Genomic DNA, 12696 nt, shown 5'->3' with positions numbered 1-12696 from the left:
ACGGAGACCGGACCCATGTCCACTTTCTTCGATAGCCTGGAGACGCGCCCTCCCGAGCAGCGCGAGCAGGCCTTGATGGCGGCGCTGCCTGGCGCCATCGCCCACGCGCAGGCGCGGGCGCCGGCCCTGGCCCGGCAACTGGCCGGCGTCGACCCGCGCGCCATCACCTCGCGCGCCGCGCTGGCGGCGCTGCCGGTGCTGCGCAAGCACGCCTTGCTGGAAGACCAGCGGCGCAGCCGTGCGTTGCCGGGACCGGCCGGCGCGGAAAAGGTCTTCGGCGGCTACGCGGCCCTGGACTGGGGGCGGGCCTTGCGGGTGTTCGCCTCGCCCGGCCCCATCTACGAACCGGAAAGCGGACGCCCCGATTACTGGCGCTTCGGCCGCGCGCTGTACGCCGCGGGCTTTCGCCAGGGGCAACTGACCTACAACTGCTTTTCCTATCACTTCACGCCGGCCGGCTCGATGATGGAGACGGCCGCGCATGCCGTGGGCTGCACGGTCTTTCCCGGCGGCACCGGGCAGACCGAACAGCAGGTCCTGGCCATCCGCGATCTGGGGCCCAGCGGCTATACGGGCACGCCCAGCTTCCTGAAGATCCTCCTGGAAAAGGCCGAGGAACTGGGGGTGCGGCTGGACACGCTGCGGCATGCCCTGGTTTCCGGCGAGGCCTTCCCGCCTTCGCTGCGCGACTGGCTGGCGGCGCGCGGCGTGCAGGGCTACCAGGCCTACGGCAGCGCCGACCTGGGGCTGATCGCCTTCGAGACCGGGGCGCGCGAGGGCCTGGTGGTGGGCGAGGACATCATCGTCGAGATCGTGCGCCCGGGCACCGGCGATCCGGTCGCGGAAGGCGAGGTCGGCGAGGTGGTGGTGACCACGCTGAATCCGGACTACCCGCTGGTGCGCTTCGGCACCGGCGATTTGTCGGCCGTGTTGCCGGGCCAGTCGCCCTGCGGCCGCACGAACCTGCGCCTGCGGGGCTGGATGGGGCGGGCCGACCAGACGACCAAGGTGCGGGGCCTGTTCGTCCATCCGTCGCAAGTGGCGGAGATCCTGCGGCGCCACCCGCGGGTGCGCCGGGGCCGCCTGGTGGTCACGGGCGCGACCGGGACCGACCGCATGGTGCTGCGGATCGAGGCCGACGACGCGCCGGGGCTGGCGCAGGCCGTCGCCGAATCCGTGCGCGACGTCACCAAGCTGCGGGCCGAGATCGAGCTGGCCGCGCCCGGCAGCCTGCCCAACGACGGCAAGGTCATCGAAGACGCGCGGTCCTATGACTGACGCCGGCGGGATCGCGTGGACCTTATTGCCGCAAGGCATTTAACATGCCGCCGCCCGGCGGGCTAAGCTTATGTCCTCGGCGCCGGCCGTTCGCCGCCTGGCGCCACGCCCGAATTGCATAAAAAGGACTCGTCATGCGTATCGTCAACGCCCTCATCGGCGCCGCCCTCCTGGCCGGCGCCGCCCACGCCGCGCAAGCCGCCCCCGAACAAGGCAAGACGCTCGACGTGGTGCGCCATCGCGGCACCGTGCTGTGCGGCACCACCACCGGCTTCCCCGGCTTTTCGGCGCCGGACGCCCAGGGCAACTGGAAAGGCCTGGACGTCGACGTCTGCCGCGCCGTGGCCGCCACCGTGTTCGGCGACGCCAGCAAGTTCAAGGTGGTGCCGCTGAATTCGCAGCAGCGCTTCACCGCCCTGCAATCCGGCGAAGTCGACCTGCTGGCGCGCAACACCTCGGTCACGCAGCAGCGCGACACGGCCCTGGGCCTGGTCCATGCCGGCATCAATTTCTACGACGGCCAGGGCTTCCTGGTGCCCAAGTCGCTCAACGTCAAGAGCGCCAAGGAACTGAACGGGGCCACCATCTGCCTGCAGGCCGGTACCTCGAACGAGAACACCCTGGCCGACTGGGCCCGCGCCAACAAGGTCGAGTACAAGCCGGTGGTCATCGACCAGTTCAACGAGGTGGTCAACGCCTTCGTCGCCGGCCGCTGCGACGTCTTCAGCACCGACGCCTCGGGCCTGGCGTCGATCCGCATTTCCAAGCTGCAGAATCCGGACGACTACGTGGTGCTGCCCGAGATCATCTCCAAGGAGCCGCTGGGCCCCTTCGTGCGCCAGGGCGACGACAACTGGCTGAACATCGTGTCCTGGTCGCTGTCGGCCATGATCGAGGCGGAGGAATACGGCGTGACGTCGGCCAACGTGGACCAGCAGCTCAAGAGCGACAACCCCAATATCCAGCGCATCCTGGGCGTGATCCAGGGCGCGGGGAAGAACATGGGGGTGGATGACAAATGGGCCTACAACATCATCAAGCAGGTCGGCAACTACGGTGAAAGCTTCGAGCGCAACGTCGGCCAGGGCAGCCCCCTGAAGATCCAGCGCGGCCTGAACGCGCAGTGGAACAAGGGCGGCCTGATGTACGCCCTGCCGATACGATAGGAATCAGCCGCGGGCAGGAATCAGCCCGCGCGCCCGGCCGCCACCGCGTTGCCCGCGCGGCTGGCCGACTTGCGGTCCAGGTGGCCGGAAATCCATTGGCCGATGTCGACCACCGCGTCGAAATCGATGCCGGTCTCGATGCCCATGCCGCGCAGCATGTACAGCACGTCTTCCGTCGCCACGTTGCCGGTGGCGCCCTTGGCGTAGGGGCAGCCGCCCAGGCCGGCGACCGAGGTGTGGAAGATGCCGATGCCGGTTTCCAGCGCCGCCAGGATGTTGGCGACGGCCTGCCCATAGGTATCGTGGAAGTGGCCGGCCACGCGCGACGGATCCACCTTGGCCGTGACCGCGCGCATGACCTCGCGCACCCGCGCCGGCGTGCCCACGCCGATGGTGTCGGCGACGTCGATCTCGTCGCAGCCCAGCGCCAGGTAGCGCTGGGCGACGTCCACCACCGCGGAAACCGGCACCTCGCCCTGGTACGGGCAGCCCAGCGCGGTGCTGATCGACCCGCGCAGGCGCAGGCCGGCCGCCTTGGCGGCTTCGGCCACGGGCTCGAAGCGGGCGATCGATTCGGCGATGGAGCAGTTGATGTTCTTCTGCGAAAACGCTTCGCTGGCGGCGCCGAAGATCACCACTTCGTCGACCTTGGCGGCCAGCGCCGCGTCGAAGCCTTTCATGTTCGGGGTCAGGACGGAATAGACCACGCCCGGCTTGCGGTGGATGCCCGCCATCACCTCGGCGCCGTCCGCCATCTGCGGCACCCATTTGGGCGACACGAAGGAGGCCGCTTCGATATTCGGAAAGCCGGCGGCCGACAGGCGGTTCACCAGCTCGATCTTGACCTCGGTGGGGACGAAGGCTTTCTCGTTCTGCAGACCGTCGCGGGGCGAGACCTCGACGATTTTCACGCGTTGGGGGAAGGGCATGGCGATTCCTGTTCTCGGTTCTGTTCTTGGTTCTGTCCGTGGTTCTGTCTGTCTGGCTCCTGCGGCGGATTTTAGTCCTTGCCGCGGGCCCGGGCGCCGCCGCGCGAGCGTTGGAAGTACCCACTTTCACGCCGCGCCACCTGCCCCGCCAATTCCAGCCGCAGCAGCGCGGCGTCCAGCTCGGCGCTCGCCAGGCCGCTGCGCAGCATCAGCGTTTCGCGATGCACGGGATCGTGGCCCAGGCAGGCCAGCAAGGCGGCGTCCGGCCGGCCGGGCAGCGCGTGCGCCCGCGCGGCGCCGGCCATGCCCTTGTCCATGGCTTCGTGCGTGCTCGCGTCCGTGTTCTGGTCCGTCTGCGAGTCCGCATGCGGGTCCGTGTTTTCGTGCGCGTTCTCGTCGACGTTTTCTTCCGGGTCTTCGTCCATCCCCGGCCCATGCGCGCGTGCCGGCTTTCCGCCGCCCAGCTCGTCCGCGATGTCCCTGGCGCTTTCCACCAGCTTCGCGCCCTGGCGGATCAGCGCATGGCAGCCGCGCGTCAGCGGCGAGTGGATGGAGCCCGGGATGGCGAAGACCTCGCGGCCGTATTCCCCGGCCAGCCGCGCGGTGATCAGGGAGCCGCTGCGGCTGGCCGCCTCCACCACGAGCACGCCGCGCGCCAGCCCCGCCACCAGGCGATTGCGGCGCGGGAAATGATGGGGCAGCGCCGGCGTGCCCAGGGGAAATTCGCTGACCAGGGCGCCGCTCTCCGCGATGCGCGTGGCCAGCGCTGCGTGATGCAAGGGGTAGACCACGTCTATTCCCGTTCCCAGCACGGCGACCGTGGCGGCGCCGGCCGCCCCTGCCGCCAGCGCGCCTTCGTGCGCCGCCGCGTCGATGCCGGCCGCCAGGCCGCTGACCACGCACCAGCCTTGCGCCGCCAGGTGGCGGGCGAAGGCATGGGCGTTGTCGCAGCCGTCGGGAGTGGCGTTGCGCGCGCCCACGATGGCCAGCGAGGGTCGGGCCAGGAGCGCCGGGTCGCCGCGCACGTACAGCAAGGGCGGCGGGTCGCCGACGTCCAGCAGCGCGCGGGGATAGGCGGCGTCGGCAAGGCAGAGCAGGTGATGGTCCGGCTGGCGCGCCCAGTCCAGGGCCGCCGCGATACGCGCCGCCAGGGCCGGGACCGGCGGCGCGGCCAATTGCCGCGCGAGCGGGCCCGGCACCCATTGCGCCAGTTCGGCGGCCGGACGCGCGTACACCTGCTGCGGCAGGCCCATGGCGCCGAGCAGGACGTAGGCGTCGGCGGGCCGCAGGCCGGGCTCCAGCGACAGGCGCAGCCAGGCGGAAAGTTCCATGGGATCGTGGGTAAAAGGCATGCGGCAGTGTCGCACGGCCGCCCGCGCGGCCCGGCCCCGCCGCGTCCGAAACGCGCGCCTGGCCGCGGCCGTGTTCTTGCGTCCCCTTTATCCCTTCTTTAGCCGAAAACTATTAGAAATCAAATCGTTGTTGATTTATCATTACAACATTCCCACCCCTTCATTCCTTCTGCCGCGGTGACGCCGCGGCAGGAATACGTCATGGCATTGCTCAATATTCTGCGTTACCCCGATCCGCGTCTGCACAAAAAGGCCCAGCCGGTGGCGGAAGTGGACGAGCGCATCCGCGCGCTGGTGCGCGACATGGCCGAGACCATGTACGCGGCGCCCGGCGTGGGACTGGCCGCGACCCAGGTCGACGTGCACGAGCGCGTGGTGACCATCGACGTGTCCGAGGAAGGCAACGAGCTGCTGGTCCTGATCAATCCGGAAATCACCTGGAAAAGCGAAGAGCGCAAGCGCTACGAAGAAGGCTGCCTGTCCGTGCCGGAGATCTACGACGAAGTCGAACGCGCCGCGCGGGTCCGCTTCAAGGCCCTGGACATCGATGGCAAGCCCTATGAGATGGAAGCCGACGGGCTGCTGGCGGTGTGCGTGCAGCACGAGCTGGACCACCTGGACGGCAAGGTCTTCGTCGAGTACCTGTCCTTCCTCAAGCAGAACCGCATCAAGACCAAGCTGCGCAAGGCCGAGCGCGAAGCGCTGCGGGCCTGACCATGCGCGTCGTCTTCGCCGGCACGCCGGAATTCGCCCGCCTCGCGCTGGACGCCATCCTCGCGGCCGGCCATGAAGTCCCGCTGGTCCTGACCCAGCCCGACCGCCCGGCCGGGCGCGGGCTCAAGCTCACGCCCAGCCCCGTCAAGCAGGCCGCGCTGGCGGCCGGCATCCCGGTGGCCCAGCCGCGCAGCCTGCGGCTGGACGGCCGCTATCCCGACGAAGCCGCGCAGGCGCGCGAGCAATTGCTGGCCGCCGCCCCCGACGTGATGGTGGTGGCCGCCTACGGCCTGATCCTGCCGGCCTGGGTGCTGCAACTGCCGCCCGCCGGCTGCCTGAACATCCATGCCAGCCTGCTGCCGCGCTGGCGCGGCGCGGCGCCCATCCAGCGCGCCATCGAGGCCGGCGACGAACGCACCGGCGTGACCATCATGCAGATGGACGAAGGGCTGGACACCGGCGACATGCTGCTGGTGCAGCCGGTGGAAATCGGCGCCGGGCAGAACGCGGCCGAACTGCATGACGCGCTGGCGCATGCCGGCGCGCAGGCCATCGTCCAGGCCCTGGCGAACTTGCCCGCCCTGCGGCGCGAGCCGCAGCCGGAGGAAGGCGTCACCTACGCCGCCAAGCTGGACAAGGCCGAGGCGGCGCTGGACTTCACCCAGGCGGCGGCGCTGCTGGCGCGCCGCGTGCGCGCCTTCAATCCCGCGCCGGGCGCCACCGCGCGCCTGCCCGGGCTGGACGATCCGGTGAAGGTCTGGCGCGCTTGCGCCGTGCCGGCCGACACCGCCGGCGCCACGCCCGGCGCCGTGCTGCATGCCGGGCCGGAAGGCGTGGACATCGCCACCGCCGACGGCATCCTGCGCCTGCTGGAACTGCAGAAGGCCGGCGGCAAGCGGCAGCCCGCCGACGTGTTCGTGCGCGGCTGGCAGCCCTAGCCCTGCTGCTAGCCTCAGCCCTGTCTCCGGCGCTGCCCGCCGATCAATACAAGGTCTGCTTGACCCGCTCCGGCAAGGCCTTGTCGTAGGCTTCGCCGTCGAAGCCGCTCTTGCTGATATCGCTGATGATCTTGCCCGTGCTGGGCAGGGCGGCGCGATCGATCTGGATGGATGGGTCCCACAGGCGCGACCGCAGCAGCGCGCGCGAGCATTGGAAGAAGACGGTCTCCACGTGCACCACCAGGACCGAGCGCGGCGCCTTGCCGTCCACCTCGAAGCGCGCCAGCAGTTCGGGGTCGATACTGATCTCCGCCTGCCCGTTGACGCGCAGCGTCTCGCCCACGCCCGGCACCAGGAACAGCAGCGCCACGCGCGGATCGGTGATGACGTTGCGCAGGCTGTCGACGCGGTTGTTGCCGCGCCGGTCGGGCAGCAGCAAGGTGTGCTCGTCGGCGATGGCGACGAAGCCCGCCGGGTCGCCGCGCGGCGAGACGTCCAACCCGCCCGGGCCGCTGGTGGCCAGCGCCATGAAGGGCGACGCTTCGATGAAGGCGCGATAGTGCGGATGGATGTACGGCGTTTCCTTGAGCAGGGAGGCCTCGCTGGGCTGCCCGTAGAGGGCGCTCAGCGTCTCCATGTCGGTAACACGGTGGGCTGCGTCGACTTTCATGGTGGCTTCTCTCGCTCTGGTGTGGTTTGCCTTGGCGGTCCTGGGCGGTCCTGCTACGCGCCCTCGCGGCCGAGATAGTCCAGCACCGGCTGCAAGGCCGGCAGCCTGGGCGCGCCCGCGGCGACGGTCGCGCGGTCGGTCCAGGGATAGGGCAGGGCGGTGATCCAGTCGAAGACCGTGCCCGCCGTCTCGGCCGGCAGCACTTCCATGGCGTCGATGGCGATGGTCAGCTCGCGCACGCGATGCGGATCGGCCTGGAAGCGCCAGTCGTAGCTGCCGCAACCCACGCGCACCTGGCCGCTGGCCTTGTCGGTCATGGCCACCAGCCAGTCGCAGGCGAAGCGGTCCAGCCGCGCGCCGGCCGCCGGCCGTGCCAGGTAGAAGGTGTACACGTTCTCGTAGGTCTGGCCGAACTTGCGCACCAGCGTATCGGCGATGCCGGGTTCGCCGTCGACCTCGGAAGGGAAGGCGATGGCCTGGGTCTTCAGGACCATGCGCAGCCGCGCGTCCGGCGCGAAGGCCCGCGCGATATGGAGCGGGCGGTTCTCGTCCTTGCCGTGGAAGTATTCGCGCAGCAGTTCTTCGCTGGTGGGTTGCGGGCGGGTCATGGCGTCAATGTTCTCCGGGGGTGATCCATTTGGAAACGGTGGGCGCCGTGTAGTGCGCGAAACGGTCCAGCAGCTTGCCGGGATCGTTTTCCACCATCAGCATCGCGCGATGTTCGGGACGCATGAAGGCTTCCTCCCGGGCATGGTCGAGGAATTCGGCCAGCTTGTCGTAGAAGCCCGCGATGTTGAGCAGGCCGCAGGGCTTCTTGTGCATGCCGAGCTGCGCCCAGGTCCAGGTCTCGAAGATTTCCTCGAACGTGCCGGCGCCGCCGGGCAGGGCGACGAAGCCGTCGGCGCGCTCCACCATCATGGTCTTGCGTTCGTGCATGGAGCCGACGATGTGCTGCTCGGTCAGGCCCGCGTGGGCCATTTCCTTCTGCACCAGCGATTCGGGAATCACGCCGATGACGCGGCCGCCCGCGGCCAGGACCGCGTCGGCCAGCACGCCCATGGTGCCGGCGCGCGCGCCGCCATAGACCAGGCCCAGGCCGCGCCTGGCGAGTTCACGGCCGAAGGCGGCGGCCTGTTCCACATAGACGGGCCGGCGGCCCGAGTTGGAGCCCAGATAGACGCAAATATTTTCAAGTGCCATGAATACGTCGGAAATGCGGGAGGGCCGGCCGCGGGGACGCATGGCGTTTTCCTGCTGGCCGGTTCCACGGCGGCGCGGGGCCGCCCGGCCGGACGGCGGTGCGCCCGGGGCAAGCTGGGTAGTTTACGCATATTTTTCCGCCGTCCGCGCCGGGGCGGGGACGCCCGCGGCACGGCGCTTGCGACACTCCCCGACCACAGCGGGTCCGCGGCCGCCCGGCCTGCTCGACGGGCAGGCGGCTCCGGCCGGGGATTCCGCCGAAACGGCGTCGCAGGACGCCGTTTCATTCACCGCAACGCGATCAGGAGAGTACGCCATGGATATGCCCACCCGTTCGGCCGAAAAAAAAGACTTCAAGATTGACGTCGGCGCCATCCGCAAGAAGGCGCGCAAGGACATCGAGGACGGCGCCGTCACCGACAGCTATCGCGCGGACCGCGAAACCGTGCTCAAGCTGCTCAACGAGGCGCTGGCCACGGAAATCGTCTGTGTGCTGCGCTACAAGCGCCACTTTTTCATGGCCCGCGGCATGAACGCCGAGCCCGTGGCCGCCGAATTCGCCGAGCACGCGACCGAAGAGCAGCAGCACGCCGACAGCCTGGCCGAGCGCATCGTCCAGTTGGGCGGCGCGCCCGACCTGAATCCCGACCGGCTGAGCAAGCTCAGCCATTCGGAATACGTCGAGGCCAATACGCTGGAAGAAATGATCAAGGAAAACCTCATCGCCGAGCGCGTCGCCATCGACAGCTACAAGCAGATGGTGGAATACGTCGGCGACAAGGATCCGACCACGCGCCGCCTGCTGGAGCAGATTCTCGCGGTCGAGGAGGAGCACGCCGACGATCTGGCGGACTTTCTTGACTGAAATTTCACCTACGGCGGGGCCACACCCGCGCCGCGGCATGCCGCGGCGCGGGTTTTCGTGTTTGCCGGCCGGCTCGCGCCGAACGCTGCGGGAATGCAAAAGAAAACGGATGGCGCGCAACCGCGGCCCATCGCGCATATCGCTACAAGGAGGGCTACAGGGTCCATTCCTTGAACACATCATCCATGCCGCCCCTCTGCGCCGGTACGCCGACAATCACCGTCCGCGACAATCGCGGGCTGGAGGTGCGTACGCTGCGCTACAACCGGGCTGTCGCGGGGGCGGTGGCGGCTCAGTGCGTCGAGGCGCTGGCATATAACGCCCTGGACCAACTGGTTGCGTCGCAGGACCCGCGCTTTTTCGGCGGCTCGACGCTGAACGCCCGCTACACCCCGGCGCTGACCGGCCAGGCGCTGGCAACCGCGAGCGCGGACGGCGGCACGTCGCTGGCCTGCGCGGATATCGCGGGCCGGCCCTTCTGGCAATCCAGCCGGGGACGCGATGCCGGACAGAAGCGCGACAACGAGATCGCCGTCTTCCAGTATTACGATGCCCTGGGCCGGCCGGCGCGGCGCGACCGCACCCTGCAATCCATTACCGAGGAGCCGGCCAACGTACCCGCCGGCTCGACCGATTTGTGGTGGTATGGCGATTACGGCGGGCCGGCGGGCGCCGCCTACGATCCGCATGACGCCAGCGATCCGCGCAACGCCAACCAGCGCGGGCAATTGCTCCAGCATTTCGATACCGCGGGCCTGCTCGACATGAGCGCCCTGGGCTATGGCGTGCAAGGCGACGACGGTGAGCCCGCCGCCTTGCGGCAGGACCGTTTTTTCCTGGCCGCGACGTGCGATCCGGACAACACCTGGGATCCCGCCGACACCAAACCGCCGTTTGCCCGGAACAGGATGCTTCTGGAGCCGGGCGATCCCTATTCGACGTGCTGGACGCTCAACGCCCTGTCCCAGGTGCTGGTCCGGACCGACGCCAGGGGCCATCGGCAGCACACGGCCTACGACCGCGCCGGGCGCAAGTATTCGGTTTCGGTCACGCCTGCCGGCGGCGGCCTCATGCCTGTCACCGCCGCCGTCACCTATACGGCGGCCGGGGGAATCGACACCCGCAGCGACGCCAACCGGATCCAGGTCGTGCATGCCTATGAACCTCAGGCGACCCAACGCCTGGTTTCCATGACGGCATCGCGGACTTCGGCCGCCGGCCACGCAGCCACGACCACGCTCCAGGCGTTGACCTATACCTACGATGGCGTGGGCAACGTCACCGCCCTGTCCGACGCGGGCGCCGGCGCGCAGGTCGGTTTCTTCCGCAATCGCATGACCACGCCCGACCGGGCCTACGCCTACGATGCGCTGTATCGACTGACCAGCGCCAGCGGCCGCGAGAACTACGTCGACGACACCCCTAAAGGCACCGACTGGCCGGGCGGCGCCTTCAGCCCGTCGAGCACGCCCGACTATCGGCCCTACACGCGCCGCTATACCTACGACCTCGGCGGCAATCTCACCGCCATCGGCTGCGCCGACTGGACCGGCGCGACGCCTCCCACGCGTAACCTGGCCGTGGGCCGTGCCAGCAACCGCGCCGTGTGTACGGCCAACGGTTCGGGGCCGACGCCGGAGAACATCGACGATTACTTCGACGGCGCCGGAAAAAGCATATGCATGGACGGCAATGTCAACCAGCCGATGTATTGGACGCCCCTGCATCGTCTTTATTGCGTGGTCACGGCCTACCGCGATCCCGGGCAGGGACAGGTTTCCGATTGGAGCGAGAGCGACCGCGAACAGTATGCCTACGATGGCGACGGCCAACGCGTGCGCAAATACGGCAGCAGCAAGGCCGGCAGCATCTGGAACCACACGGACACCCGCTATCTCCCCGGCCTGGAATTGCGCGGCGACACAGGCACCGGCGAGCGGCTGGAAGTGATCGTGCTGGACGACGGCGCGCGCGTCTTGAACTGGCCCGACGGCACGGGCCAGCCCGCGGATATGCCCAACCTGCAACTGCGCTACCGATACGCCGATCGTCAGGACTCCTGCTCGCTCGAAACCGACGAGGACGGCAACGTCATCACGCGGGAGGAATACTATCCCTACGGCGGCACGGCGGTGCTGACCTCACGCACCGACAGCGAAGTCAAATACAAGTTCATCCGCTATTGCGGCAAGGAGCGCGATACGACGGGCTTCTATTACTACGGCCTGCGCTATTACCAGCCCTGGACGGGGCGATGGATAAGTCCGGACCCGGCTGGCGCGATAGACGGGCTCAACCTGTATCGCGCCATGGGGAATAACCCGGCGACCCTGGTCGATGCATTCGGTGCGGTGGGAGAGGAGCCGCGGTCGTTCTGGCAAAGCGTAACGGGGGCATTCACTTCCTGCTTTACCCGTCCTTCCGCGAGCCGCGTCGAGGATGCCGACCTGGACACCGAGTCGCCAACCGCGAGCTTGCTCGACGAACTGGACAGGTGCACCGGCGATGATGACACGCGCCCTGCATGGGCGACGAATCACGAGGACATCGCCGTCGATGCCGCCGAAATCCAACGGATCGTCGATGGCGCCAAGATCACCAACGTGGTGGCCTTCATGGCCGGCCTGGACGGCAGGATAACGTCGCCGCGGGCATTGTTTGGCCCTGCCATCCGTTATTTCGTCGATTTCGGCGGCCACCGCCCATCCTTCACTGTTGCGGGCATTCCGGTCGACGTGGATTATGACGCGCAAATCGACGAAGCAATGCGCGTGCTCTCCCGTACCGCGCGGGAAGTGGATGTCTCCGTAGGCAAAGCGGAAAATTCGTCCGATGCGAATCTGTTATTCACGGTCGGAGCGGCGGAAGATGTCGGCGACGGCTTTCATGCCATCGCATGGGCGCTGCGTATCCCGGTGCGTCTGAAAGACGAGGGCGAGCGGTATGTCGGTCGTATCGTTCTCGGCTCGAAGCAGTCCGTGCGCGAGCTGGATTCGTTTTTAATGCATTACCTGCAGAGTCCCGAACTGAACGGGCAGTGGTTCGATGATCAATTGCAGAAAGCGAAAAACGATCACGCCCTCATTTCCGAGTGGGCGTCTTCGTTAAGCGAGTCGGCTCGCGGAGCAGTCGCCGCGGCGTCCCTGCGCATGGTGCTGATTCACGAAGGAGGACACGCGATATTCGGTCTCGATCATCCTGAAGACTATATGAAAAGCATGGAGGCCAGCGTGCGGATGAACCCAGGCGGTGTCCGCTATGGGGATCGCACGATGCTGTCAGGACTCTTGGCCGACTCGCATGGGACGAGGCAGTTTTTCATACATGATGGCGAGTCGCCGCCTGTGATGAGCTCGGCTCGTAGCACCGTAATCAAAAAGATGATCGCCCAAAAAGCGCGCGGCGGCCCGGTGGATTTCGACTTCAGCGCAAGCGAGAAAGCCTCGATCGTGAGCGCCTATAAATACCGGCAGCTAATTTCCAGGCATGGCGATCCAGCACAAAGACTGCTTGTGAGGCGGCCCCTTCCCGCCGGGCGCGCCACTGTTGCCGAACCGCCGCCGTAAAAAGCGAACCCGTGAACC

The 12696-nt window shown here is 68.0% G+C and carries 11 protein-coding genes; 6 read left to right on the top strand and 5 right to left on the bottom strand.

What is annotated here, in order from left to right:
* Positions 1 to 15: 15 nt before the first annotated feature.
* Together CAL29_RS29265 and CAL29_RS29260 are read left to right on the top strand one after the other, a co-directional pair.
* Positions 16 to 1278, top strand: coding sequence for a phenylacetate--CoA ligase family protein (locus CAL29_RS29265; protein ID WP_094856375.1), 1263 nt, complete (start codon positions 16 to 18; stop codon positions 1276 to 1278).
* A 134-nt stretch (positions 1279 to 1412) separates the two neighbouring features.
* Entirely contained in the window at positions 1413 to 2444 is a 1032-nt protein-coding gene (locus tag CAL29_RS29260; protein WP_094856374.1) for an amino acid ABC transporter substrate-binding protein, read from the top strand.
* Between the two features lie 20 nt (positions 2445 to 2464).
* On the opposite strand, the gene CAL29_RS29255 is transcribed toward CAL29_RS29260, so the two are convergent.
* Both CAL29_RS29255 and dprA read right to left on the bottom strand, forming a co-directional pair.
* A complete protein-coding gene (locus tag CAL29_RS29255) occupies positions 2465 to 3373 on the bottom strand; it encodes a hydroxymethylglutaryl-CoA lyase (RefSeq protein ID WP_094856373.1) in 909 nt (302 codons plus the stop codon).
* A 71-nt stretch (positions 3374 to 3444) separates the two neighbouring features.
* On the bottom strand, positions 3445 to 4725 hold the full coding sequence (dprA, locus tag CAL29_RS29250) for a DNA-processing protein DprA (RefSeq protein WP_094856372.1): 1281 nt from the start codon (positions 4723 to 4725) through the stop codon (positions 3445 to 3447).
* 201 nt (positions 4726 to 4926) lie between these two features.
* Between dprA and def the strand changes: the two genes are divergently transcribed.
* On the top strand, positions 4927 to 5439 hold the full coding sequence (gene def / locus CAL29_RS29245) for a peptide deformylase (protein WP_094856371.1): 513 nt from the start codon (positions 4927 to 4929) through the stop codon (positions 5437 to 5439).
* 2 nt (positions 5440 to 5441) lie between these two features.
* Positions 5442 to 6377 (top strand): methionyl-tRNA formyltransferase, encoded by a 936-nt coding sequence (gene fmt / locus CAL29_RS29240; RefSeq protein ID WP_094856370.1) that lies wholly within the window; start codon positions 5442 to 5444, stop codon positions 6375 to 6377.
* 43 nt (positions 6378 to 6420) lie between these two features.
* Here fmt and CAL29_RS29235 read toward each other — a convergent pair whose 3' ends face one another.
* Genes CAL29_RS29235 through CAL29_RS29225 form a run of 3 tightly spaced genes read right to left on the bottom strand, consistent with a single transcriptional unit; the run spans position 6421 to position 8247 of the window.
* On the bottom strand, positions 6421 to 7047 hold the full coding sequence (locus tag CAL29_RS29235; RefSeq protein WP_094856369.1) for a pyridoxamine 5'-phosphate oxidase family protein: 627 nt from the start codon (positions 7045 to 7047) through the stop codon (positions 6421 to 6423).
* Positions 7048 to 7100: 53 nt separating this feature from the next.
* Positions 7101 to 7655 (bottom strand): hypothetical protein, encoded by a 555-nt coding sequence (locus CAL29_RS29230; protein ID WP_094856368.1) that lies wholly within the window; start codon positions 7653 to 7655, stop codon positions 7101 to 7103.
* 4 nt (positions 7656 to 7659) lie between these two features.
* The gene (locus tag CAL29_RS29225) at positions 7660 to 8247 is read right to left on the bottom strand and encodes an LOG family protein (protein WP_094856981.1); all 588 of its coding nucleotides are present in this window, start codon (positions 8245 to 8247) and stop codon (positions 7660 to 7662) included.
* Positions 8248 to 8563: 316 nt separating this feature from the next.
* Here CAL29_RS29225 and CAL29_RS29220 point away from each other — a divergent pair, with 316 nt between their 5' ends.
* Together CAL29_RS29220 and CAL29_RS29215 are read left to right on the top strand one after the other, a co-directional pair.
* On the top strand, positions 8564 to 9112 hold the full coding sequence (locus tag CAL29_RS29220; RefSeq protein WP_094856367.1) for a ferritin-like domain-containing protein: 549 nt from the start codon (positions 8564 to 8566) through the stop codon (positions 9110 to 9112).
* A gap of 170 nt (positions 9113 to 9282) precedes the next feature.
* The gene (locus CAL29_RS29215; protein WP_143277774.1) at positions 9283 to 12678 is read left to right on the top strand and encodes an RHS repeat-associated core domain-containing protein; all 3396 of its coding nucleotides are present in this window, start codon (positions 9283 to 9285) and stop codon (positions 12676 to 12678) included.
* Positions 12679 to 12696: the final 18 nt, after the last annotated feature.

Source organism: Bordetella genomosp. 10 (assembly GCF_002261225.1).
Classification (GTDB): Bacteria; Pseudomonadota; Gammaproteobacteria; order Burkholderiales; family Burkholderiaceae_B; genus Bordetella_C.
Note: the sequence above shows the minus strand (reverse complement) of the source record. Positions and strands in the feature narration are given on the sequence as shown.

Bases quoted from the DNA above. Each gene is read 5' to 3' on its own strand.
- CAL29_RS29265 (WP_094856375.1), top strand. From the start codon at position 16: ATGTCCACTTTCTTCGATAGCCTGGAGACGCGCCCTCCCGAGCAGCGC.
- CAL29_RS29260 (WP_094856374.1), top strand. From the start codon at position 1,413: ATGCGTATCGTCAACGCCCTCATCGGCGCCGCCCTCCTGGCCGGCGCC.
- CAL29_RS29255 (WP_094856373.1), bottom strand. From the start codon at position 3,373: ATGCCCTTCCCCCAACGCGTGAAAATCGTCGAGGTCTCGCCCCGCGAC.
- dprA (WP_094856372.1), bottom strand. From the start codon at position 4,725: ATGCCTTTTACCCACGATCCCATGGAACTTTCCGCCTGGCTGCGCCTG.
- def (WP_094856371.1), top strand. From the start codon at position 4,927: ATGGCATTGCTCAATATTCTGCGTTACCCCGATCCGCGTCTGCACAAA.
- fmt (WP_094856370.1), top strand. From the start codon at position 5,442: ATGCGCGTCGTCTTCGCCGGCACGCCGGAATTCGCCCGCCTCGCGCTG.
- CAL29_RS29235 (WP_094856369.1), bottom strand. From the start codon at position 7,047: ATGAAAGTCGACGCAGCCCACCGTGTTACCGACATGGAGACGCTGAGC.
- CAL29_RS29230 (WP_094856368.1), bottom strand. From the start codon at position 7,655: ATGACCCGCCCGCAACCCACCAGCGAAGAACTGCTGCGCGAATACTTC.
- CAL29_RS29225 (WP_094856981.1), bottom strand. From the start codon at position 8,247: ATGGCACTTGAAAATATTTGCGTCTATCTGGGCTCCAACTCGGGCCGC.
- CAL29_RS29220 (WP_094856367.1), top strand. From the start codon at position 8,564: ATGGATATGCCCACCCGTTCGGCCGAAAAAAAAGACTTCAAGATTGAC.